This window comes from Plebeiibacterium sediminum, from assembly GCF_026013605.1.
Taxonomy (GTDB): domain Bacteria; phylum Bacteroidota; class Bacteroidia; order Bacteroidales; family Marinilabiliaceae; genus Saccharicrinis; species Saccharicrinis sediminus.
The window spans coordinates 1-26,244 of sequence record NZ_JAPDPJ010000009.1; the positions used below are offsets into that span (position 1 = coordinate 1).

The following is a 26,244-nucleotide window of genomic DNA, read 5'->3' on the forward strand; positions in this document are numbered from 1 at the left end:
GTGTTTCAGATGTAAAATTCTTCTTGTTTAGGTTAACAAAAATTTTGCATGATTATTAATTATACAATTTAGACCCAACTTTTTTACATGATCCCCAATTACCCCAAATAAAACAAAGACAAAAGGCTTATAATAGGCAAAAATGAGTATTACTAAAGCCAAAACTGCCACAATAATATTTAACTGAAAAAACTTATGGGAGGAGAATTTAGCCAAAATGATTGCCCCTGCAAATGCGCCTAAAGTCCGCAGTGCAAAATATACACTAGGACCATAACCTGCTTGAATAGAATCCAATGAACATCTCTCCATTAAAATTTTAGGGGCTGCAGTGTTCATGCCAACATCAACTCCAACAACGAATACAATACCCAGAAATAATAGGAAAATAGTTTTATCCTTTAAAATTCCTAAAGCACTCCCAAAGGTACTCATCTTATTATGAATTGACTCTTCCTCAATTGGCGTAAACATTAACCACACAGTTGAGAATACCGTAATAACAGCATAAATTGGAAAAATATATTGCCAATTATTCAACTGTGTTGCGGCCAAAGCTGCAATAAATGGAGCACTAAAGGATGAAATAGCCTTAACAAATTGTCCGGCTGTTAAACTACTTGTTAATTTATCGCCCGCTACTACATTACTCAACAACGGATTTAAAGAAACCTGAAGTATTGTATTAGCTACTCCCAATAAAGCAAACGCCACTAACGACATAACAAACGAATATTCTATTAACGGAATAAACATTGCCACAACAGTAATAATATTACTTAGCAAAACGGTTTTCTTACGCCCTATTTTATTCATTAACATACCTGTTGGTATTGAAAAAATAAGAAACATGGAAAACAAAGCTACTGGAATGAGATTGGATAAAGTATCTCTAAAATCAGGACTATAAGCTCCCAAAAGATCTTCTTTAACATGCGAAGCTGTTATACCTACTACATCGCAAAATCCCATTACAAAAAAGCCAAACAGAACGGGTAATATTTGGGAAAGTGAATGATTTTTTTTCATGTGTTTAATATTTGTTTCACTTGGTCACATGGAACTCACCTATTTAGTCATCCTCGTGTGCGAGAACACCTTCTCATGGCTCGTTTCATCTGTATAAATTTAATTCTAAGAGTCGTATAGAATCCGCCATTTCAGCGATCCTCTTGTATAAGAATCCGTAATCACGACTCATTTCATACTATCAATCTGATGTAAAGCATAAGCATAAGCTCCCAACGAAATAGCTTTACTGGCACCCAGTTTCGAAACAACAATACCTGTTTTCTTTTCTGCCATATAAGGAACAGTCCTATGACTTCCGGGAATTTTTAATTCAACAATACCATCCTGAAGAAACAAATCCAATTGTTCTTTATCCATTAAATTATACACTTGAGCCTGTGATCTTGGAAACACTTCTCCATTTAATGTACTTATTGAATGATTCAACTCCTTTACCATTGCTGGTAAAATATATTCATATGCACCGCTTAAACCACCACCAATAACAACAATGCCATCTATTATTGTATTTGCCATAGCAATAGTATCCCCGGCCATCTCTCCCAATTCTTCAAAACTCTTTACTGCAGCTTCTCTATCGCCAGCTTTTAAACCCTGTGCAACCTTATAAATTTCTTCCGGAGTCAACTTTAAAGAATCTCCACTTAATTCTTTATAAACCCTTGTAACTGCCCTTTTACTAACACTCTCTTCTACAATACACTTGGGATACTTTTTATTCCTGAATACCCAGACATCTCCACCACAAGCATTATCGCCCAACACTAACTCCTGATTAACAACAGCACCTCCTCCAAAACCAGTTCCAAGCGTAACCCCTAATAAATTGTTATATCCTCTGGAACTGCCTTTTTCTTTAAGTAGCCTATTTATATCACTTAAAGCACCCGCCAAAGCCTCACCATAAGCAAATAAGCTTCCATCATTATTAATAAAGACAGGTATGTTAAATTCATTTTCAAGAAAAGGACCTAAAGGCACACCTCCTTTAAAAGACGGGAAGTTAGGCAAATCTCCTATTATTCCATTCGCATAATCAGCAGGTCCGGGAAATGCAAAGCTAAGGGCAACAGGTTTTTCTGGCAACTGCTGAATAACCTCTTCAAATCCATTTTTTATTACGTTCAAACACTGGTCCAAATTATCAGGAATGGCCGTTTTTCTTATCGGCCTAACGACCTCTTCATTTCCCTGAATGGCAGAAAATACAAAATTAGTACCTCCTGCATCAAGAGTTGCTACATATCTATGATCGGAATTGTATTTCATTAGATTATGCGTTTTTTCTTACAAATGCCTTAATTGTTCCTATCGTTTTTCCTTCACTTTCTCCATAGGGACGAATAATATAATCTCCCACACCGGCCGGAACGATAAAGGTTTCTGCATAATGTACAACAAAAGGCTCAAATGAACCAACCGGACTTTCAACAATAGCTTCACGTCCTTCTATTAAGTTTAACACATTTACTCCCCCATCCGTGTTATGATGTAGGGGTTTTGTAAACCAGTGCCGACGTGTTTCAATAAACTCTCTTTTGTGCAAGCCGGTACGCTCCTCAATCCAACCATCACCTTCAGCTAGTTTTGTTACCTGATTTACCAATTCATTTTTTGCAAAATAGGTATCTCGACTCCAATCAATTACCTTACTGGCATGCTTAATATTAATAGGTCTTGGTTTTCCATCAAGTCCCAATCGTCCCCAATCCCATAACTTAAACGTAAATATATAAGGTGTAGCACTAATTTCCAGTACCATGGCATCTTTTCCGGAACAATGTATGGTTCCTCCCGGAATTAAGAAATGATCATGCTTTTTTGCCGGAAATGTATTAACAAACTTATCAGCATTGAATCCTTGATCCTCCTTTTGTGCTTCGTTTAATTCATGAATCATTTGTACCGGATCCACATCTTTTTTCAGTCCTAAATAGACTTCCGCATTATCTTTAGCATCTAAAATATAATAACTTTCATCCTGCGTATAATTCATGCCAAAATTTTGTTGAATATAGGTGGTATCAGGATGAACCTGCAAACTTAAATTCCCTCCACCCATAGTATCTAAGAAGTCGAAACGAATTGGAAACTCCTGACCAAATCTGGCTTCTACCTCATCACCCAGTAATTCCTTACTTTGAAAGAAAACTAAATCTACAGAAGGTATTTCCACCACCTCATTATTAAAACCAAGCAACAAACTATTCTCTTCAGGAACACAATCAAAACACCAGGCATGATTAGGCTTTCCTTCCGTTTCCAAATCACAAACCTCTTCCATCCAATGGCCTCCCCATGGTCCCGGATCAAAAAATGGCACCAATCTAAAAGGCTGTTGTACTGCCTTTTTTAGTCCCAATTTAACCTGATCCATCTTAACCAGCTTTGGATTATTTTGTTTATTAGTATCCAAAAGATAATCACATTTAAAAAACCATTCCTTTTTAAACTTATCACAAACACGCCAGTCAACGAAAAAACCTCTTTTATACTGCAAATTAAATGGCTCACAACAATTTTTCACTCCCAATCCATTGACTTCATTGCGTCGCATTCTTAATTGAATTTCCCAACGAGCCATATCTGCATATATTTTTACATCTGCATTCGGAACACAAAGAAATGCTCCCGGACCACAAACTATTACCGGATCATCATTAGTTTTACTTTGAAGATTAATCTGAGCATTCGTAAGCTTTTTCATATCAAAAAAATCAATCAGATCTAATCTGGTTATAAAACCAAATATGGCATCATCCGTAACGTCAGCCTTTGTTAATTGTAGAACCTCTTCGTATGATTTCAATAAAGTATGGGTATCCAAAAAAACACCTTCATTTTCTAAAGCATGCTTAAATTCTAAAAAATCTACACCCGGATAACATTCAATTGCAATAACATTGCCTTTTGTATTTCTTAATACTTGAATAATTTCAGCCCACCCACTAACAACTTCACCTTCAAGGTTAATTGTAGGTAACTTATCAAAATTTGATTTTATACTCATTTACTAGTTTTTTAAATGCGTTTAATTACAATTATATTCCTTTATTGAATTGCTTTATTTGGTGTGTTATTCATTTCAAGAATAAGCTTACCACCATTTACCACATTCGAAAAACCAATAAAAGGTTTTGAGATTGTTTGATTATTTAACTCTATAGCCTTTAAATATTTATTTTCTTTAGAGTTATTATGTGCTTCAATAACAAATGTTTTACCTAAATAATAATCTTTATTTAACTGTATTGTTACCTTATCAAACAAGGGGCTACCAACCTGAAATTGAGGATTTGGATCTGTCAATCCTTTTACATCAAATAATCCCATTGCAGACATCACATACCATGCACCCAATTGTCCCTGATCCTCATCCTGACCGTATCCATAACCATGAACTCCATCAGTACCATAAAACTCATCACAAATAGCCCTTACCCATTTTTGAGACAACCATGGCTTACCCGAAAAATTAAACAGCCATGAAATATGTAAATTTGGTTGATTACCATGATTATACAACGCCTGTAATCCAGAAAACGCATTAACAGTTTTACCTCCACCAAAAATATTTTCCTGAGAACGAATAAAAATACTATCTAAACGATTATTAAACTCATCTTCGCCAATCAGGGAAATAAGTTGTTTAGGTTGATGCGGAACGTAAAAAGTATATTGTATCGCATTTCCTTCCTGAAAACCTACCCAGGGAGCTCTTGGATCAAAATCTTCAATAAATTTACCATCCTTACCTCTCGGCCTGATCAAGTTTGTTTCCGGGTCGTACAAATTTTTCCAGGAATCAGACATCTTCATCAGACGCATATAATCAGCATCTTTACCTAAAGAATTGGCAAACTGCGCCACTGCATAACTCGAAAAAGAATACTCTAAAGTATGAGAGGCACTAAAGGGAGAACCTTCCGGAATAGTATTAAAACCTATATCACCAATGTACGACACATAACCATTTTGTACAAATGCGCCAACATCCATTTTACCTGCCCCTTCAATTCTATCTCGCCACTCAACTTCATTTTTTAATGCCGCCTCATAACCTTTTTCAATATCAAAATCCCTGATACCACAATTGTATGCCGATGCAATTGCCAAACTTGTGAAATTTGTACCTACTCCCGATACATATTTACTATTTGCAATACCATCTCCCAACCATCCTGTTTCATTATAAACCAATAACTGACTTTGTACCCAATCAGAATAATATTCAGGATAAGCAATAGACCACAACTGTGTTAAATTCCAAAAACCACCCCAAATAGCATCTGTATTATAGTAACTATGCACAGGTATTCCATCCTTATCTAAATTAATACTGCCTACATCTCCATTATTCATAGGATATGCTCCGTTAACATCATTAACTAACCCTCTGCCCAATAAAGCATGATATAAACCTGTATAAAACTTAACTTTATCTTTCTCATCACCACCTTCAGCAACAATTCGTCCCAAATATGTATTCCATGTATCAATAGCCTTGCTTTTAGCTTCAGCAAACCCCATACTTCCTGCTTCAGCTGCCAAATTAAGCTTTGCATTTTCGATAGATGTATAAGACTGACCTATTTTAACGGTAATTTCCTCTTGATTGCCAGTTGAATAATTTAGTACAGCACAAACACCCTTACCTTTTAATTCCTTGGTTGGCAACACATCTTTACTCCGGTAAAACACACCTGAGCCTTTAGCAGCCTTATCCACCTCCGCATAAAAAAACATTCTCACTTCGGCTTCCGGTTGATATTTTTTTACATACTCTGGCTTTGTAATCACATAACCCTCAATGCTTTTATCATCCACAATCTTCACAAAAGCATCAATTACTTTACCACTTTCCCCAAGCTGATTTCCTACATCAAAAATAATATTTGCCTCCTCCGTCTTTGGGAAAGTATATTTTTGAAATCCAACTCGTTTAGTCGCTGTTAATTCAGCCTTTACATTGTAATCTTTTAATAAAACAGAATAAAATCCCGAGGTAGCGTATTCATCTTTTTTATCGAACTGGGATCTATATCCTTTGGAAGGATCTTCTAAAGTTCCCGGGATTGTTTGAACAACACCAACCGTTGGTTGAATTAATAATCCTCCAACCTGAAACTCATGAAAACATGCAAATCCTTCTATTGATTGATGCCCATCTTCATATCCTACCGCTTCCCATCCTTGCTCATTTCCATAGGTTCCATTTGTAGAAGGACCTAATTTTGACATTCCAAATGGTACAGCTCCTGGCGTATAAAAAAACCACCTACTATGTGTACTCCCAATATTAGGCTTAACATAATCACTTAACATCGTAACTGATTTTACTGTCTTATTCTTATTGCAACCAACTGCAAACAACATAACGATTATGTAAAAAAATACATTCTTCATTTTAATAGTATTTGTTTCTATTTGTATTTCTAATTACTGTGATCCCAAGCAACAGTTTATTTCATGCATCAAAAAGAGTCATCTATCACTTTATATAAGAGATTTTATCATTGTGATAACATAAAACAACACTTCAAATGTAGTAACATATATAATACAAAACAAATCCAATCTCCATCTTCTGATTATTCCAAAGAATTAATCCCTTCATAAAATCACACAACTCAATGATCCCCAAAATAATCGAACACAATAAAACAACCCATAGTTTTTATAAAATCTAAATCATTATGTACCTACATATAGTAACTAAATCACTCTTTATACAATCAAGCCCTTTAATAAATATCCGGTAGCACACCTTTAAGCCAGTACTAATCCGAACAAATAGATAACAGCCTTATTCTAAGACAAAAAAAAGGCAGGATATTCACATTCTAACATCCTGCTTTTTATTAAGTTATATCAGTAATCTAACGATTAAATACAATCGAATATTTAAAAGAATCAGCTTTATATAGTCCAACATTATACTCAACCGGATTTCCATCAGCATCATATACTTTCCTTTCCCTTTTAAAAATAGGCACTCCCTCCGATACCTTGAGTTTTTTTACACAAATTGCACCTGCCGAAACAGCACTTATTTCCTCTTGTGAAGTCTTTACTGTAATTCCATAATCTTTTTCTAAAATTGAATATAATGGCTGACTAAAATTCTCATCTCCTGTCAATCCTATCTTAGGATTAAAATAAGATACAAATAAAACGAATGGACCTTCAACAACACCACCTCTTAGTCTTTCCAATCTTAAGATTTCAGAACCTTCTTCAACCCCAAAAAAGACTGCCAATTCCTTATTTGCTTTCTCCCAAGTAGTATGCATCTCATAATTTCTTACTTCTATACCCATGGCATGCATCTCCTGAGTAAAACTCATCCATTCTTGACCATATCCTGTAATTTTGCTTTTTGCAACCCTGGTTCCAACCTTCTTTTTTCGCGTTAGTAAACCTTCAAAAACCAATTTATTAATTGCCTGCCTCACAGTTGTTCTTGAAACTCCTAATTGCTGAGCCAACTCCAACTCTGCCGGCAAAATCGAGCCATCATCCTTATACTCCTTCCTTTCAATTAAACTTCGAAGATAATATTCAACCTGTTCGTGAAGTGGTACACTGTTTTTTCTATTAATCATCATACTAAGATTTACACAGATACATATAAAACAAATCATTCTTTATGTAGGTACAAATATACAAATACTAATTCTTTTACAAAAACTCATCTGATGAAACTCATAATCTTTTACTTTTCTGGTGCTGTTTACTTACAAACTTCTACATTTATAAAACCTCATTTTAGTAAACCACAATAATTCATTATGTTTACCAACTAAAATTTTAAAATCTAACCCATGAATAAGAAAGAAGATAACTTTATTGAAGAATCATTAATAAGTGATACACATTTAACGCTGCGACGAAATTTAGGGATTATTGGTATTGCCCTGGCTCCTCTTTTAATCTGCCTGAACCATTTTCAAATACTGCCTTCCATAAGTCATTATTACTATTCCGAATCGAATGTACTTTTTATTGGATTATTGTTTGCCTATGGTTTGTATCTGTTTTCGTACAGGGGATATAAAAAAGATAAAACTAAGCTCGACTTTATTAACGATAACTGGGTAACTAATTTTGCGGGGATCTTAATTATTATAGTAGCATTTATTCCTACAAAAGCCGACCTTCAGCTTATAAACACTTATCATCTTTTTAATCCCCCAAGAGGTCATAACAACAATATACTTAACACCATTCATTTAATATGTGCCACAGGATTTTTCCTGATCATGGCCTATTTATCTTATTTCCGATTTACCAGAACGGACAATTTGCACGAATCAGAAAAAGAAAGAATTACTAAAAAGAAAAGAAACCGTATGTATAGAATATGCGCCATTATGGTTCTTATATCGCTATTATTTATTTTAGTTTTTGAGTTTATGATAACACCTCCTTTTTCTCAATGCATTGTGCTTATTGGTGAAGCTGTTGCATTATTCTTTTTTGGACTGGCGTGGCTGGTTAAATCAAAATCTCTGGCAATTATAAAATTATAACAAGATCAATTTCCCTTATTACTCAAACACATCCTATAATTAATACTCCTTCCGATTTGTTTTTGGATAGGAGTATTTTTTTTCTGCATATACCTGATTACAAAAAAAACAAATATTACCCGTAGGAAATATTCGACATCTGTGTCTAACATTTAAATGATCACCAGAACGTAAGTATTATTTAAATATTAGGGTTATGAAAAAGATAAACAGAACGTTGATTATTGCAGGCTTAATGGCCTCACAACTAATTTTTGCCGCATCGTGCGATGAAAAAGAAATAATAGAAGAACAAGTTACAGAGCTTGCTTACAGCAGCAATGAAGAAATAAACATTGATGATTTATTAGCAAATTTTGTTGATACAGAACCATTAACTACAGCAGAAACAAAAATGCTTCAATTTATGAAAGAAGAAGAAAAACTGGCTCGCGATGTTTACTATGCCTTAAATGAAATATGGAATGCAAGAGTATTTACCAACATTTCAAAATCGGAAGAAAGACATATTGCTGCAGTGATGGGACTGGTAGAATACTACAATTTAGGAAGTACTGAAGTTTTAGCTCCGGGAGAATTCGAAAGTGAAGAATTTAAAGCCTTGTATGATCAGCTGGTTGAACAAGGCTCACAGTCTATTGAGGAAGCAATGAAAGTTGGTGCTCTCATTGAAGAATTGGATATCAAAGACCTGCAGGAAAAATTGGATGCCACCAGTAATGAAAATATTACAATGGTTTTTAACAATTTACTTCGCGGATCCCGAAACCACCTTAGAGCATTTAACCGTCAGCTGGTAAAATATGGCATTACTTATTCTCCTCAGTACATCTCTCAAGATCAGTACGATGAAATTATTAATGGACCAAATGAAACGGGTAACAGATAATATTACAACTCGTATTATCCCTCAAAATATATTGAACTACCATTTTGAGGGATATTTTTCACTTAACGTCTCCGAAAAATTCCACATACCAACATATAGCTAATAAAAATTATTACCCTCCTATCCCTTTGCACCATAACAAATCAATCCTTTATAGCCCAAATCACTTTTGCTGTCCTAACTAAACAAATGTTAAAATCGCTATTTAAGCAAAAGTATACTTAATTATATTTCAAGCTTATATTAACTATGCTCATACACTGGTAAACGTTATCCTGAAATATCAGTTATCTACAAAGTTGTGTATAGTTTATTTCAAACAATAACCTCCCCTATTATAGTTATTCATAGCATCTCCTACATAAAAGCCTACTTTTAATTCCCTATAAGTTGTGATTTCAAGACTTGGGTAAATACCTGATTTTTGCTCAAAAGTTTTAGACACATGACTATTTATAAGAAGTACCGAATACCAAACATACATTTTATCATTACTCTTACCCTTATTTTTGGGTGTGCACAATTAATAAGCGGACAAAAACCGCCGTGTACCATACGAGGAATTATATACGACAATGAAGGAAATACTTTACCTAATGCCAGTGCGTATATCAAGGAAACATTTAGAGGTGTAAGTTCAGATGCAAAAGGTAAATTCAGTCTGAGCGTAAATGAAGGAACACATACTTTATGTATTCAAATGCTTGGATTTAGACCATTGGAGCAATCGGTTACGGTTGGTAATAATGAAGAGAAGTTTCTCCAAATAAAACTAAAGCCTGATAATGTAAAACTGGATCATGTGAATGTTATTGGGCAATCGGTTGTAAAGCAAATTAACAAAACAGCCTACAATGTTGTAGCCATTGATGCCAAACAATTTCATAACAACACAACTGGTGTAGCACAGGTGTTAGATAAAATAGCAGGTGTAAAAATAAAAGAAGACGGAGGTGTTGGCTCCAATACCAATGTGTCTATCAACGGATTTACAGGTAATCATATTAAAATATTTATGGATGGCGTTCCTATGACTGGGAATGGTTCTACCATGCAGATCAATAAAATTCCCATCAATATGGCCGAGCGTATCGAAGTTTACAAAGGCGTAGTACCTATTGAATTAGGTGGTGATGCCTTAGGTGGTGCCATAAACATTGTTACCAGAAAATCAGATATGAGCTATGTTGATGCTTCTTATTCTTATGGATCATTTAATACACATAAATCATATGTAAGCATAGGAAAAACTACCAAGGAAGGTTTCATAGGTCAACTGGATGTTTTTCAGAACTACTCAGATAACAACTACAAAGTTAAAACTCAGCTTCTGAACCTGGAAACCAATAGGTACTCATCAGAAGAAAGCTGGTTTCGCCGATTCCATGATCAATACCATAACGAAGGATTCATGGCTCGAGCCGGAGTAAAAGATAAAAGCTGGACCAGCCGTTTTATGGTTGAGGTGAACTATAATCAGGAATACAATCAGATTCAGAATGCCAACCTGATGAAAATTGCCTACGGAGGAAGAGAAAGCAAATCAAAGAGCATTATTCCTGCAGTTTATTATAAAAAGAAGGATCTGGGATTGGAAAACCTTGATTTGTCGTTTACCGGAAAATATAGTTTTGTACAAACCAATAATGTGGATACTGTAAGAGGACAATACAACTGGGCCGGCGACTTTAGATACAACAGCAATTTAGATAGCGAGTATCAAAGAACATTAGGCGAATTCAACAGTAAAACGGGTTCTTATGTTACTACCTTAAAATATACATTGCTAAACCAACACGCTTTTGTTTTAAACAATACAACAACCTCTTTTTCAAGAGAAAATACAGATTCCGAAGCAAACTCAGAGAACAGCAATGAATCTGACTTTATCAAACGTAGAAACATTAAAAACATTACCGGATTCAGCTACGAATATAAACCAAGTGATAAACTCAATGTATCTGTTTTTGGCAAATACTACTATGTAAATACCATTGGGCCAATGGATGCTGACAACTCTACTTCACGCACTAATTTTGTTGAAGTAGAAAAAGATTATAGCACTTCAGGATATGGTTTGGCCACCACTTTTCATCCTTTTAACAAGTGGCAAATCAAAACTTCGTACGAAAAAACAGTACGGGTTCCTTCGCAAACGGAGTTATTTGGAGATGAGATTTTAGAAACAGGGAACGCCAGTCTGAAACCTGAAAACAGTCATAACATCAACCTTAATTTTGGATACGAAACATCGGGCGAAAACATATCATTCAATGCCTATGCTGGCTTACTTTACCGATATACCTACAATTATATTCGAAGACTCATTGGGGAAAAGTATGGTGAAGGATATTACTTAAACCATGGAAAAGTGCGAACAAGTGGAGCTGAATTGGAGATTAACTTCTTTTACAAGAATCTATCTCTTAATTCGAACTTTACCTACCAGGATATCCGCAATATTGAAAAATATGATACGCCTTCGGACAGGGCTACAAACAATATAAGCATCAGATATAAAGACAGGATGCCGAATATGCCATATATGTTCTCTAATGTAGATCTAACCTACAGTCTGAAAAACTTTTTGCATGAGGGTAATCATCTGTTGCTTACCTATGGCTTTCAGTTCAAGTATGAGTTTTATAAAAGCTGGCCTAGTGAAGGCGGTGACATAACCATTCCTACTCAAACACCACACAATTTTCAGATTGGATATTCCATCAAAAATGGAAGGTATAATATAACATGCGAAGCCAAAAACTTTACTAACGAGTTATTACTGGATAATTATAGTCTGCAAAAACCCGGCAGAAGTTACTCAGTGAAATTAAGGTATTACCTACACAAATAATTGGCATCGACTCAAAAGTATTTAATAATTAAAAACTAATATAAAATGAATAAAAAACGATGGATAGAAACGGGCCTGTTATTTCTATTAATGATAGGAATGGCATCATGCGATGATAATAATGAAGTTGCTCCTTCTGTGGGATCATATTTTGTTTCCGTTTCGGGAGAGAGTTCAGATTATGTAATGCAAATAGAAAATTTGGAGGATGCAAACTATAGCATCAATCAAAACGTTTTTGAACTTGAATCGCAAATTCAAACATGGCTATATAACGATAATCCTTCCACAGTGATTGGATTGATATACAACCAGGCCAATCCGGGCGTGGGAGTTGCCATCCAAAATAATAATGAAAATATACCAGAGGTTGTTGGAGAGTTTCAGATAGGCTCTCGCTTTACTAACTATGGTTTCTTTGGCGATTATGCCATTACTTCAGTTGGAGGTCAGGCTCCTGTTGGCGAAGATGGAAATACGCTAACCTACGAAGATGGCTCTACACGCGATGATGGTATCAGTTTTAACTTTATCAATATTGCCGACGGATCCTTAAGTCTTACTACTAAAACCATGCAAACTCTCAACATTACAGGTAATGGCGAAAAAGCAACAAACTCAGGAATTGTAGATTTAGGTAATGGTGAGTTTCTAACTGCTTTGGTATGTTCACAGACCGGAGAGGTGATAGAAGGTGGATCAAGTTCAGGTATTGTTAATTATCCTGATAGTGTTTGGGTTGCAGCTATGGATGAAGACCTAAATGTAAAAAGAATTTATCGCGATGACAGAATCAGTTATGCTTCCGGAAGATATCGTTCTCGTTATTATAATATGATGTCAAAAGATGAAAATGATGATGTTTATGTTTTTTCAGGATCATATGAAAGTACTTCAACACGACCATGTGGAGCTTTACGAATAAATGATGGTGCTACAGATTTTGATCCTGATTACTATTTTAATATTGAAGAGCTTACAGACAATTATCACTTCAGAAGAATATGGTATATCAGCAGAGGTTACTTTTTAATGGTTTTCTATAACGACCTTGAAATCACCTCATCTTCACCTGCTACCCGCTTTGGTTTAGTAAACCTGTATGATAAAACATTTAGCTGGATTAACAATTTCCCTACTTACGATGAAATTGCCAGTTATGGAGAACCTTTAGTTCAAAACAACAACTTATACCTGCCGGTAAAATTAGAGGGGTATGATCCTGCAATTTATAAGATTGATCCTTCAACAGCTTCCGCTACAAGAGGTACTGAGATTGATGGAGCAACCAATATCAAAGCAATTTACCCACTGAGGGCTAATTAATTATATGTTTAATTGTGTTCGGGATGTTATAGATTTTATAACGTCCTGAACTTTTTTTGGATTAATACCATGAAGTACTTTTTACGACAAGTCCACCTATGGCTTTCCTTACCATTTGGATTGATGATCATATTATTATGCGCAACTGGAGCCATTTTAGTTTTTCAGACTGAGTGGCTTAAATTATTTACCCCCGATCACTATTATGTGGAAGAGGTATTGGACCATACAATTCCCTTGAATGAATTAATACCCGCAGTGGAGGATCAATTACCGGATTCCTTAACATTGGGTGCTGTTACCATAAGTGCAAATCCAAAAGAGAATTACACCTTTGATTTAGCTGGCCTTAGACATGCTTCGGTAATGGTTGATCCTTATTCAGGTAAAGTCCGCGATATATCTCTTCCGGGTCAGGGAGGATTTTTCTGGTCGGTATTCAGATTACATCGCTGGTTAATGATGCCTTTAAAACGAGACGAAATATCATGGGGTAAATTGATTGTTGGTATTTCCACCATTATGTTTTTAATTATTCTGATTACCGGCATCATCATTTGGATTCCGAAAAGTATAAAAATGCTGAAAAACCGATTAACAGTTAAATGGAATAAAGGCTCCTATAGGAGGTGGTACGATTTTCACTTAGCAAGTGGTATTTATGCTTCCATCTTTTTAATTGCGTTTTGCATCACCGGATTAACATGGTCTTTTGATTGGTACCGAGATGGAGTATTTAAACTTATGGGCGTTGAAGTAACCAGTAATAATCCTCATGCACAAGCTCATCAACCACAAAAAGCAAAAACGCAAACATCAGAGGGAACTAAAAGTAATCCTAATTCTAAAAGAAACAATCAAAAGCAACATGATGATACGCAACATACAGATGTGGATTTAGCAGTTGACAAATATGCAATATGGGATAAAGTAGTCAAATCACTAGCAAAAGAACACCCCGATTTTTCGCTTATTTCCGTAAATGACGAGATGGCTTTACTAGCTATTGATGGCGCTGAAAACACCCGATCTGCAGATAGGTATTTGTACGATCCGAAAACAGGTGATATCACCAATGTACAGTACAATAAGGATTTTCAGACCCGACGATCAAAAGTATTTAGCTGGATTTACAAAATACATGTTGGTAAGTGGGCTGGCTTCTTTTCTAAATTCCTATCGTTTATTGCTTGTATAATTGGTATTGCCTTAACTGTTACGGGTTATTATATGTATTTTAAAAAGAAGATGATACGAATTAAGTAATTTCATTTCACACTTATAATTCCAACGCACAAAACGTTACAATTTTATTATGATTGTAGGTTTTGTGCGTTTTTTGTATCATCTAATGGCTCCACTCAGCGTTTAAACACTGAGCTTAATGACTTCGGACTTTCAGCTCAAAATAGTATTTTCAAAAGCAACATTTTTTATTTAAAAATTGGCTGTTAAGATTAAACTTTTCGCTCAAGCCGCTGGGCTCTTCATTTTTGGCTTAGCCCAAAAACGAAGCCAAAAACCCAAGGCTACATCTGCCTCAATCATAAAACTACGGTCGTTTGACTGAAATCGTTTAAACTCGCTGCACTCAGACAAAAACGATTTTTAACCGTCAAACCATCCTTGTTTTATGGTTCACCAGCTGAGGCCGTACACACCATACTTACAACGAGGAAAATATGATATAAAATATTAAAATCTCACTTATAAAATATTGACTATGTGTGATGGCCGGTTCAAAAGGATTTTTAAAAGTAGACCTTAAATATTCACGCATTTATTTACTTTAATTACACAAATAAATCCTACCATCCATAACCAACTGATAAACGGCATATAACAAAATAGTAAACCCCTAAATAACAAGTATTATTTTACGCCTGAAAAAACAAAAACAATTTGCTTATACAAAATCTTTTCTACCTTTGCGGCCGATTACGGTAAATCTGTTTGATCAAATCAGATTGAAAGGGAATCAGGTGAAAATCCTGGACAGTACCCGCTGCTGTAAACTCCTAAAAAAGAAAAGACTCTTAAAGCCACTGTTTCAACAAAATGAAATGGGAAGGCGTCTTTTCCGGAGTAAGTCAGAAGACCTGCCATAGTCACAAGTATCGTAGCTTTCGGGAATAAAAGTGAAGAGACAGACAGGACATTCTAGATAATTCATCCATCTTCTCATCTATCCTTACTGCTACCATTAGTTTTAATGTATAATATATTATTTGAAAAGATGAATTATTTAAAACGTCTCCTTATCGGAGGCTTTGCAATGAGCTTAGCGGTAGTAAAATTACAAGCACAAGCCAGTGATACGCTGATTGTGTTAACTGAAATAAATATTACTGAAAATCGTTTATCCAATTTTAATGCAGGTAGCACTGTTTACCAGCCATCCAAGGATTTACTTGGAGAAAAATCAACATTAGGTTTAAATGAAGTGCTTGAGTTTTTATCTCCAATGAACATTGATGCCTACGGAACAGGTTCTGCTAGCATTAACGCCAGGGGAGCCGGAAGTAATCGTACTCCTATTTTATGGAATGGTTTTAATTTACAGAGCATTGCCAACGGAGCTACTGATATTTCTACTCTTCCTATGATTTTTGCTGATGACATAAAAATGGAAATGGGTGGAAACTCTGCTCTTTTTGGAAGTGGTGCTGTTGGTGGAGTTATTTATTTAGATAACAAGGCCAACTACAATACCGATAAAAACTCTTTTATAACTATTAGCGGAGGCAGCTTTGAGCGCTTTAACGGAGCATCAGGCATTCAGTTTGGCACTAAAAATTACAGTGGTGCTATTCGTACATTTTTTTCACAGGCTGATAATGATTTTCCGTTTACAGGAGAGTATACTTCTGGTGGCACAACAACTACTGTTGACCAGAATTTACCCAATGCCAATATGCATCAGTTTGGAGTCATGTCAAATAATCATTTCCGATTAAAAAACGGTCAAAACATCAGTGTTCATTTATGGTATCAGGATGTGGATAAACAAATTGCACCTACCGTAAGAGATTTGGCCAGAGGAAATACTTCGGATGCAGAACAACGTGATAAAGCTTTTCGTGGAGCTGCCGAATGGAAAGCCCCACTTAAAAACGGACTAGTAAGTGTTCGTACAGGACTGTTTTCAACTAAAACACACTACGAAAAACCATCAACATCAAGTCATACCAATACAACAGGACTGGCCTCAGTTAACGAAGCTGAGATGGATCTTAATTTAACCAACTGGTTAAAATGGAATCTGGGAGTTAATTATACTTATGAAGAAACAGAATCTTCTTCGTATGAAGGGGCTAACAACAGAAACAGATATGCTGTTTTTACTTCGTTTGGAATCAGCAATGCCTCAAGTGGTACATTTGTTAGTATAAACGGAAGAGGAGAAAAAGCGGGCGACAGTGATTTTACAGTAACAGAAAACATCGGAGTTACGCAACAAATTATTTCAGGTTTATCAGCTAAAGCCAAAGCCGGTACCAGTTATCGTATTCCAACATTTAACGATTTATACTGGTTTAGTGCTACTTCTATTGGTAATCCGGATTTACAGGCCGAAACAGGATTTAATTACGAGGCAGGATTACATTATCAGAAAACTTTTGCATCAACTAAACTGCAATTACAGGCAACCTGGTACAACAATAGTCTTGAAAAATGGATAAGCTGGGGACAAAGAGAAGATGGCATCTGGACGGTTTTTAATCAGGATAAAGCAGAAATCAAAGGTATTGAAGTACAGGCAGATCTTACTACCGATTTTAAAAAGGGTTCTGCAGGTATTAACATCAACTATACCAACCAGGATGCGATTGATCCTGATACTGATAATGAATTGGCTTATGTACCTAAATCAAAAGCAAATGCAGCTGTTTATGCTGAATACAGTAACATCCGTTTGATGTATGCACATAGTTTTGTGAATGAAAGATACACTACTGCGAGCAACTCAACTCAGATGCCTAAATACGATCTTGGAAACCTATCATTAGAGAAACAGTTTGAAGGTAAAATTGATGCCATCCTTTCTGTTAAGGTGAATAATATTTGGGATACGAATTACGAAACTCGTCAGTATTACCCAATGCCAGGACGAAATTTCATGATCGGTCTTCAAATAAGCTTAAACTAATTATTGCACATGATTTCATCTGCCAATTATAACTGGAAAGTAGCCATATCTCTGGTAGTTTTATTGCTACTTTCTTTTGTTGCCATATCCGTAGGACCAACAAAAATTACCATCACACAAATCTGGATGAGTGTGACTCAATCGCAGGATGTTGATTTTGGAATAACTCAAACATTATGGCAACTGCGATTACCCCGAATTGTAATGGCATTATTGGCAGGTATGGCTCTTTCTGCATCAGGAGGGGCCTTTCAATCTGTGTTTCGTAACCCAATGTCCGATCCTTATGTGTTGGGTATTTCATCGGGTGCTTCTGTTGGAGCCGCGATTGCCATTATTCTGGGATTAAACTCACAATTATTGGGAATTCCTTTCTTTGCCTTTTTAGGAGCCACATCGGCCTTGGCAATTGTTTACTGGTTAGCTTTCAGCTTAAAACAGTCGGAACAAAACACACTACTTTTAGCTGGTATTGCCATGAGTTTAATGCTGGGTGCCATTGTTTCATTGCTGTTAGTGATTAACCGTGAACAAATGGAGAGTATCTATTTTTGGATATTGGGAGGTTTTAATGCAGTAGGTTGGCAACAAATCTATATTGTTGGACCGGTTGTTATCTTATCCATATTGCTGCTTTTTAATTATTGCAAAGATATGAACCTGCTTTCCATGGGTAATGAAACAGCTCACTCTTTAGGTATTAATGTAAAACAAAAGGTGGCCATCATCTTATTAATCTCAGCTTTATCAGTATCTATAGTAGTTTCGTACAGCGGAGTGATTGGTTTTGTTGGATTGATTGTTCCGCATATGGTTCGTTTTGCCATTGGCGCTGATAACAGACGGCTACTTCCACTGGCTGCCATTTGGGGTGGAATATTTTTAATATTAGCCGACACCATTGCCCGAACGGTTATTCAACCCGGAGAATTACCTGTAGGAAGTATCACAGCATTGTTTGGTGCACCCTATTTCTTTTTCATCTTAATTAAAAAAAGCCGTCGCCATGTTTAAGATAAATAAAGAACTTCAAGAGCAATCCATTGTGATGGAGTTTGAAGAAATAAGCTTTAAGGTTGGACCTAAAAAGATACTGAAAGAGGTGTCGCACAACTTAAAAGAAGGATGCTTTTATAGCATAGCCGGATGCAATGGCTCGGGAAAAACAACATTATTACAAACCCTACTTCAAATAAAAAAGGCCTCATCGGGTAAAATATATTTACAGGATAAGGTTGAAAACAATGCACATTATTTCAGTTATGTTCCTCAAAACACTCAGCTGGAGTTTGACTTTACTGTTGAAGAGGTTGTAATGATGGGCAGATACCCTTACTACTCCGGAATTACTGGTCCGGGTAAAGAGGATAAGGAAAAAGTAAAACAGGCTCTGAAGCTTACAGATATAGAACATTTAAGTAAACGCCTGGTAACTACACTAAGCGGAGGTGAACGTCAGCGGGCTATCATTGCACGGGCACTAGCTCAGGATACTCCTATTATGTTTTTGGATGAACCTGTGTCGCAACTGGATATTTACCATCAACTGGAAGTACTAAATCTGCTTAGAGAAATTGTAGATACGCAAAATAAAACCATTGTAACTGTTTTGCATGATTTAAACCAGGTAAGTAAGTTTACCGACGAAGTAATGGTGATGGACAATGGAGAAATTGCTGCCTACGGACCCCCGCACGAGGTGCTGTCGCCATCATTATTAAAAGAAATATTCAGAGTAAATGCTGAATGGATATACACTGAAGACCATAAACCTCATCTGGTTTTTCATTATCACCACAACAAAAAATAAAAATTATGACACAAGGATTAGTAGTAGTAATCACCGGTAACGGAAAAGGCAAAACTACCTCTGCCCTGGGTATGCTTATGCGTACTTTAGGCCATGATAAAAAACCCTGCATGATTCAGTTTATAAAATCATCAACATCAGGATATGGTGAAATAACCATGATGAACCGCTTAGGAATAGAAAACTATCAAGGTGGAGCCGGATTTACCTGGGTTGCTACAAAAGACGATACTAAATCAACACTTTTATCGGCCTGGAAACTGGCTAAAGAAAAGATATTAAGTGATGGATACGATTTAATTGTTCTGGATGAAATTAACAATGCCCTTTCATTACCTAAAAAATTTGAAGAACCTGTTATTGCTTATCAAGAGGTATTGGAAGTAATCAGAGAAATGAGACAAAAATACCCTGAACGTCATTTGGTTTTAACAGGTCGCAATGCATTGCCTGAGATTATTGAAGAGGCTGATTTAGTTTCTGAAGTTAATGTAATTAAACATCCTTACCAGAAAGGGATTAAAGCTCAGGCTTGTATTGAGTTTTAAATTAGTCTTTGCGAGAAAACCGGAAAATCAGCAGTTTTCTTGCAGCTACTATTTAAGAATATACATCAGTTAAGTTCACAATAAGTCATCAAATATGAAACGAGCCATAAAAAATAGTTCTCTAATTATAATGATGTTGACCTTGTTCCTATCAGCATGTAATCAGAATGGAAACCAGAAAAAATCTGCCATTCATTTTGTCGACTCCAATGGAACTCAACTTGATTTAGATACAATACCACAACGTATCATATCATGCTCACCAGCCATTACCGAAGTGATGTTTGCATTGCATGATGATCACAGATTGGTTGGCAGAACGGATTATTGCAATTATCCTCCTGAAGTAGTGAATATATCTTCTATTGGCGGATTAAGAAATCCTTCTTTAGAAAAAATGCTTTCGCTAAAACCTGATTTGATATTGGCTTCAACTCATTTTAAAAATGAAACGGCCAAACAGATTGATCAACTGGGAATGCCTTTTGCCTGGCTCATGGATCAAAAATCGATTGAGGGAGCCGGTAGTTTAATTTTAAATATAGGTAAGCTTATTGGCAGTGAAGAAAAAGCAGATTCTCTTTGGAAATTTATTCAGGCCGATATGAAGCACACGGTTGATTTAATACCGAAATCGGTTAAAAAACCAACAGTTTATTATGTGGTTGGCTTTGGTAAAGGTGGTGACCATACTGCCGGAGGCAATACTTTTATTTCGGAACTGATTAATAAGGCCGGAGGTATTAATATTGCTCAGGATGTAAAAGGATGGAATTATAATCTGGAAACTCTGATGCAGAAAGATCCGGATATTATTATTCTTCCTCCAACGCTAAAGGAAAGTTTTTGTCAACATGAACATTATAAGGAATTAAAGGCCGTAAAAAACAAACATGTGTATGCCGTAAATCATCATATGGTACAGTTGAATGGTCCTCGTATCCATTTGGCGCTTCGTATGTTTGCTGAAATATTTTATCCTGATGTAGAATTTTAATAGAGAAGGATATTTGAGATAATTCATCAACCCCAGCGGGGTTAAACGTTTATAGTTATAGGGTATCAATAAAAAACGTCTCCATAGGAGTCGCACATCAAAACAATGATATGATAGGTGTGACTCCTATGGAGACAATTAATCTTGCGCCACAGAATACTATAAACATGTGATGCCTACGGCATCAATTAACAACACACAAAGGTGTTTCTTTCATACCGTTCAGCAAAGTGTCTCGCTTTGTTGTTTTATAACGACCTCAGGCCTTTTAAAGGAACTAAATATTTATATGATTCATATTTGGTGACTTACATAAACATTATAACATACACTGTACTTGTTTCAGACCTTCAGCCTGATATTTACATGATGACCATAACAAGGGGCGTTGCCACCTTGCTGTAATGTTACAGGCTTTCAGCCTGAGGAGTAATTTTCAAAAATAACTTTTCTTAATTCTGAAAAATAGGAGTTTTTTCGATCTAGCTGTTGGTCTCTTCATTTAACCAACAACTCAAATGGGTAATATACAAATTGAGCTGTCCTTACAGGACGCTGAGTTACATGATAAACAGTACCCCAGACTATGCCTGGGGCTGAAGTGAATTGAACTTTCAGTCCGAAGATCTGTATTGATGATGATTTGTAACTTTTGACTTCTGACTCCTAACTTCCGGCTTCCAGCTCTCTACCATTGATTCCAATGAAGATTATTTTCATCCCATTTATCTTTGGGTTGATCTTCGCCTGTTGGATAACCAATTGCTATTACATTCAACGGAATTTTATCATCAGGAAGGTTTAGAATTTTTTGTACTTCTATTTCTTTTTCCTGATCAGGATGTACTCCTGTCCACACAGCACCCAATCCTATACTTTCGGTGGCCAGTAAAATATTTTCGGTGGCAGCAGAACAATCCTGAATCCAATATGCCTTACGATAACCTTCTGCAGTTTTTGACAGATCACCACATACCACAATGGCTGCGGTTGCCTGCTTTAACATTTTTGCATACGGAAGCGATTCTGCTAATTGATCCAACACAGCTCTGTTGTTAATAGCAACAAAGGCCCATGGACGTTTATCTACTGCTGTAGGTGCTGCCATTCCGGCTTTAACCATAAGTGTTAACTGATCATTTGAAACCTTTTCAGATGTATAATGACGAACACTCTTCCTACTAAATATAGTTGCCAGGGTTTCGTTTGCTAACAGATCAGGTTTGTATGAAGGTTCTTTACCCTCTACCAAAGTTTTATATATATCAAAAGGCTTCGCCAATCGCTTGCCATATCCATAATAAAAACCTTCACCTAAAATTAATGGCTTTAGTTTTTCAACATTTACCTCATCATTATCATATAAAAGATCGGCATCTACTTTAGTATCTATTACCTTACCAATAAACTGTACATGCGATCCTAAATGAATGGTATCTGTTACCTGACACTCAATAACCACAGGAAATTCGCCTATATAAGGTGCATTTACATAATCGCCTTTAACAGGAGTTAACCCAAGCTTTTGAAACTTATCTTCATCTCTGCCTGAGATATTTCCAACATAATCGGTTTCTACCACAAATTTTTCAGAAGGAACATTCACTGTAAAGCATCCTGTTGCAAGAATATTTTCGTAAGTCTGGCGTGATTCCCGTATAGAAACTGCAATACTCAAAGGATCAGAACTGGCAATACCAGTCCAGGCTGCTGTCATAATATCAGGTTTACCATCTTTACTGTACGACCCTATAACCAATGCTGGTTTTGGCATGATATATCCTTTAACACCAACAGATTTTTTCAGATTTACAGAACGACTAGTATTTACGGTAGTATTTTGCAATTCTGTAGCAGGTGTATCCTGCGAAAAACTGTCGCTTGGTTGATGATATGAATCTCCTCCACCACGTTGGGTGATTTGAATTACCAATACTACAATAACAATGGCTAATACAATATTTAAAAGTGTGGATTTATTTTGCATGATTATACTTTTTCTTTGTTTTTAATGAAGGTACTGAGTTAAGTAAACATCCGGTTGGACAAAGCTGACACCACGGACGATTGAATACTAATGAAAGTATTACAATCAACAAACCTGCAATCAACATGATGTTAGATGCTACTGCAAATGAAAATGCCTTAAAAGGTTCCATATCTGATAATGGTAAAGTAAATCCCAGTAATAAACTCACCCAGATAAATGTAAGATAAACAGAACGCAAAGTTACTTTTGAAATTTTTAATTGAAAACCATGCTTTTTAAATGGTGATATCTTTGAAACCAATGCCTGTATGGCTCCCATTGGACATAAATAGGTGCAATAGTAGTTTTTATGCCCCAGTAACCCCATGGCAACAGCCAATATTAATACTAAAATCAGTTCCCAATTGCTTTGCCAGGGTAATCCTTTTACCAACCAATTATACAAAGTTTCGGTTGATAGCATTTGCTTTAACCACAAGCCAAATACCCCCAATACAGCAACTAAATAATACCAATAATATTTACGAAACCACTTTTTAAGCAACATGCTTAACGAAACCAATAAAAGGATAATGGTTAAAACCGGCTGTACAACTTGTTTAAAAGATAAGCTCTGACTTTGGTAATGAATGGCCAGATAATTTCCCATGGTTTTTTGAACCGTTTTAATAATGGCATTACTACTATAAGTAGCACCAGTGATGGCATCAACCGATTTTAATGCCGTAATAGTATCCACAGGCAAATCTGTCCAACTATTAAACAGGCCTTTTTGAGCAACATGATCAATATACTCAGGCGACTCTTCATTATTTAAAAGCTGTACTTCAGTAATTAAATTCTCCTTATTAAAATAAATCATTAAAGGAGTTTCGCCGGCATACCCCTGAAACTTTGCATCAAAATTTCTTGAATACAATGCTTTGGAAACAACATCGTTATTCTCATCAAGGATGCTAATGCTTTGATCAGAATTTTCTTTAAGCTTTGTCGCATTTGATATCACCTTTTGAATATCGCTTAAGGAATAGACGACATCTTCGTGGGGTTTAAGCCATTCAAATGTAGCCCCTCCCCTTATGGCTACGGCAACTAAAAGTAAAATAACAACAATAACATTGTAAATGCTGTTAATGGAAAGTTTTTTAAACATATAAGTTTGTTTGTATGTGATGTTTGTCAACGGGTGGGTAAACAAAGTTAATTTTTGGGAGAAATGAAACTTACTGATCTCAATTAACAACACATTAACAGGATAGTAATTCATAAAACAAGCACCCGTAAGATTTTATGCCTTATACATATGATGAACCCCAGTCAAGAATAGGTAGCAGTAATTTAGATACGTACTTTTGTCATTTCCCTGAGATGTTGGCAATGTACAAATGTTTGCAACAAATAGTAAAATACATCGGTTGATGCCGTTTGAAACCATTCGTAAGAGAAATCTTATTAAAAAAAAGAACACCCGTATGGTAAGACAATTTACACCATACTTACTAAACAAATAACTTTTAGGCGCTGTAAATAACTCTCCTCCTTTTGAAGTAGGAGTATGGTAAGGAACGAACCGGGAGGTGGTTTTGAACCCTTCTATCCTTCTACCATATTAACCATCATTGTAACAAAAAAAGCAATGCCTTATGAGCACTGCCTTATACTTTAACAAAACCCTGTTAGGTTTAATTTAATTTTCTCCTGTTGTATTAATATCGATATCCGAATTTTCATCATCCTCTACTTCCATTCCTGTAGATTTTTTTGATAATCTGGCACGAAGCATTTTATTATACTGATTGATTAAAGCATTAATCTGATCTATAGTTTTGGTATAAACCTCTGTCTTTTCAATCATTGCATATGCTTTTATAAAGCCAATTAGTTCATTGTATGCTTCAACAATAATATTGCGAAGTTCAACAACTTTAATGTTATTATCTTCGGCCGTCTCTTTTACCCTGTCTAAAAATCGGGTATTAAATAAAATATTGGCCTCTTTTAACTCACCTACCCAATCGGTTAAATTTACAGAAGCGATACGCTCTGGTTTCAATTCCCACTTAGCCAAAATATCTTCAATGGCATTGGTTTCGTATTGATAATTATATTTTACAATATCGCGGCCATATACATCAAGTTCTTTTTTGAGTTCAACGGCAGCGCTACAAACATCAGCATTAAAATGATTTGTATAAGTTTCAATAACATTGTAAATACTACTTAAGGCAATATCTCTTCGTCTGTCGAGCTGGGCTAGTTGTTCTGAATAGCTACTACCGGTATTTTTTTTATGAGTTAATTGTAATAGTGCCAGCGATTTGTTTAAAGCACTGTATTGTTCCTGTACTTTTAGTGTTTCAGGATTGTTTGATAATACAATTTCCTGCAGATTTTCAAAAAATTGTACAAACTCATTATTTCGTAAGTTTTTTAAATAAATATTTTTAATCATTACTTGCTCTGTTTAAGTGAGTTTTGTTAAAGTTTTGTAAATGTAACATTTCCCTCTAACGGTTATTGTGCTAACTCAATTTTTTCTTGAAAATAAATTCATTTCGTCAAATATTGTCTCTGGAAACCTTGCCGACTACAAGCAGCACATTTTCCAGAGTCTGGAAAGCTTGTCGACTGGAAGAAACACGTTTTCCAGAGTCTGGAAAGTTTGCCGACTGCACGCGGCAGGTTTTCCAGAGCGTGGAAAGCTTGTCGATTGTACGCGGCAGGTTTCCCAGAGTGTGGAAAGCTAGCCGATTGCAGGAAACAAGCTATTTTATGTAATAAAGGCAGCGTTTATTAGCAAATCCAACCCATCGAAAGCCCGGTATTTACAGGGATTCATAAGCTATTTACAATTAAAACTTATGAATAAGGAGTGCATTACACTTCGCTCTCTACCCTAATCACTACACGATCCTCTTTAATCAATAATCATTACATGTTTATCCATTATTCATAATTTTTTATTGATATAATGAAACCTTTGAAAATAAATAAAGTAAATTCGAATCAGTTATTTATAATAAATTAAATCTGGGATAGGTAAAAGCTGAAGGATAATAAGAGTAACTGATTATAACATCCATTTGAGTATATAAAGATAGCTATGATGATTTTTT

General features: G+C 35.7%; 18 protein-coding genes and 1 riboswitch. Of the genes, 10 read left to right on the plus strand and 8 right to left on the minus strand.

Annotated elements, in window-relative coordinates:
* Positions 1-27 precede the first annotated feature (27 nt).
* The 5 genes from OM075_RS05860 to OM075_RS05880 form a co-directional block, all read right to left on the minus strand.
* A complete protein-coding gene (locus tag OM075_RS05860; protein ID WP_301189554.1) occupies positions 28-1,029 on the minus strand; it encodes an MFS transporter in 1,002 nt (333 codons plus the stop codon).
* Between the two features lie 168 nt (positions 1,030-1,197).
* A complete protein-coding gene (locus OM075_RS05865) occupies positions 1,198-2,301 on the minus strand; it encodes an ROK family protein (RefSeq protein ID WP_301189555.1) in 1,104 nt (367 codons plus the stop codon).
* Positions 2,302-2,305: 4 nt separating this feature from the next.
* Positions 2,306-4,042, minus strand: coding sequence for a class I mannose-6-phosphate isomerase (locus tag OM075_RS05870; RefSeq protein WP_301189556.1), 1,737 nt, complete (start codon positions 4,040-4,042; stop codon positions 2,306-2,308).
* Positions 4,043-4,083: 41 nt separating this feature from the next.
* Positions 4,084-6,438, minus strand: a complete 2,355-nt coding sequence (locus OM075_RS05875; protein WP_301189557.1) for a GH92 family glycosyl hydrolase — start codon at positions 6,436-6,438, stop codon at positions 4,084-4,086.
* A 473-nt stretch (positions 6,439-6,911) separates the two neighbouring features.
* A complete protein-coding gene (locus OM075_RS05880; protein WP_301189558.1) occupies positions 6,912-7,637 on the minus strand; it encodes a GntR family transcriptional regulator in 726 nt (241 codons plus the stop codon).
* Positions 7,638-7,856: 219 nt separating this feature from the next.
* Between OM075_RS05880 and OM075_RS05885 the strand changes: the two genes are divergently transcribed.
* The 10 genes from OM075_RS05885 to OM075_RS05930 all read left to right on the plus strand — a co-directional run bounded on the left by OM075_RS05885 (position 7,857) and on the right by OM075_RS05930 (position 21,138).
* Complete coding sequence (locus OM075_RS05885; RefSeq protein ID WP_301189559.1) at positions 7,857-8,564, plus strand: hypothetical protein; 708 nt, start codon at positions 7,857-7,859, stop codon at positions 8,562-8,564.
* Positions 8,565-8,760: 196 nt separating this feature from the next.
* The gene (locus OM075_RS05890; RefSeq protein WP_301189560.1) at positions 8,761-9,453 is read left to right on the plus strand and encodes a DUF2202 domain-containing protein; all 693 of its coding nucleotides are present in this window, start codon (positions 8,761-8,763) and stop codon (positions 9,451-9,453) included.
* Positions 9,454-9,898: 445 nt separating this feature from the next.
* Positions 9,899-12,307 carry a TonB-dependent receptor gene (locus tag OM075_RS05895; RefSeq protein WP_301189561.1) on the plus strand — a complete coding sequence of 803 codons (2,409 nt, stop codon included), beginning with the start codon at positions 9,899-9,901 and terminating at the stop codon, positions 12,305-12,307.
* A 45-nt stretch (positions 12,308-12,352) separates the two neighbouring features.
* A complete protein-coding gene (locus OM075_RS05900) occupies positions 12,353-13,633 on the plus strand; it encodes a DUF4374 domain-containing protein (protein WP_301189562.1) in 1,281 nt (426 codons plus the stop codon).
* Between the two features lie 69 nt (positions 13,634-13,702).
* A complete protein-coding gene (locus OM075_RS05905) occupies positions 13,703-14,899 on the plus strand; it encodes a PepSY-associated TM helix domain-containing protein (RefSeq protein WP_301189563.1) in 1,197 nt (398 codons plus the stop codon).
* Positions 14,900-15,557: 658 nt separating this feature from the next.
* Positions 15,558-15,754: riboswitch (cobalamin riboswitch) on the plus strand.
* A 115-nt stretch (positions 15,755-15,869) separates the two neighbouring features.
* Positions 15,870-17,783, plus strand: a complete 1,914-nt coding sequence (locus OM075_RS05910; RefSeq protein WP_301189564.1) for a TonB-dependent receptor plug domain-containing protein — start codon at positions 15,870-15,872, stop codon at positions 17,781-17,783.
* Between the two features lie 9 nt (positions 17,784-17,792).
* Positions 17,793-18,797 (plus strand): FecCD family ABC transporter permease, encoded by a 1,005-nt coding sequence (locus OM075_RS05915; RefSeq protein ID WP_301189565.1) that lies wholly within the window; start codon positions 17,793-17,795, stop codon positions 18,795-18,797.
* Positions 18,790-19,593, plus strand: coding sequence for an ABC transporter ATP-binding protein (locus OM075_RS05920; protein WP_301189566.1), 804 nt, complete (start codon positions 18,790-18,792; stop codon positions 19,591-19,593). The genes OM075_RS05915 and OM075_RS05920 overlap by 8 nt, the downstream gene beginning before the upstream one ends.
* A 5-nt stretch (positions 19,594-19,598) precedes the next feature.
* Positions 19,599-20,141: a cob(I)yrinic acid a,c-diamide adenosyltransferase gene (locus OM075_RS05925; protein ID WP_301189567.1), complete on the plus strand. Its 543-nt coding sequence runs from the start codon at positions 19,599-19,601 to the stop codon at positions 20,139-20,141.
* A 94-nt stretch (positions 20,142-20,235) separates the two neighbouring features.
* Positions 20,236-21,138 (plus strand): ABC transporter substrate-binding protein, encoded by a 903-nt coding sequence (locus OM075_RS05930; RefSeq protein WP_301189568.1) that lies wholly within the window; start codon positions 20,236-20,238, stop codon positions 21,136-21,138.
* Positions 21,139-21,826: 688 nt separating this feature from the next.
* Here the strand turns inward: OM075_RS05930 and OM075_RS05935 are convergent.
* From OM075_RS05935 to OM075_RS05945, 3 genes are all read right to left on the minus strand, one after another.
* Positions 21,827-23,125, minus strand: coding sequence for a flavin reductase (locus OM075_RS05935; RefSeq protein ID WP_301189569.1), 1,299 nt, complete (start codon positions 23,123-23,125; stop codon positions 21,827-21,829).
* The gene (locus OM075_RS05940) at positions 23,115-24,281 is read right to left on the minus strand and encodes an FMN-binding protein (RefSeq protein ID WP_301189570.1); all 1,167 of its coding nucleotides are present in this window, start codon (positions 24,279-24,281) and stop codon (positions 23,115-23,117) included. The genes OM075_RS05935 and OM075_RS05940 overlap by 11 nt, the downstream gene beginning before the upstream one ends.
* A 534-nt stretch (positions 24,282-24,815) precedes the next feature.
* Positions 24,816-25,580, minus strand: coding sequence for a DUF6261 family protein (locus OM075_RS05945; protein WP_301189571.1), 765 nt, complete (start codon positions 25,578-25,580; stop codon positions 24,816-24,818).
* Between the last annotated feature and the right edge of the window lie 664 nt (positions 25,581-26,244).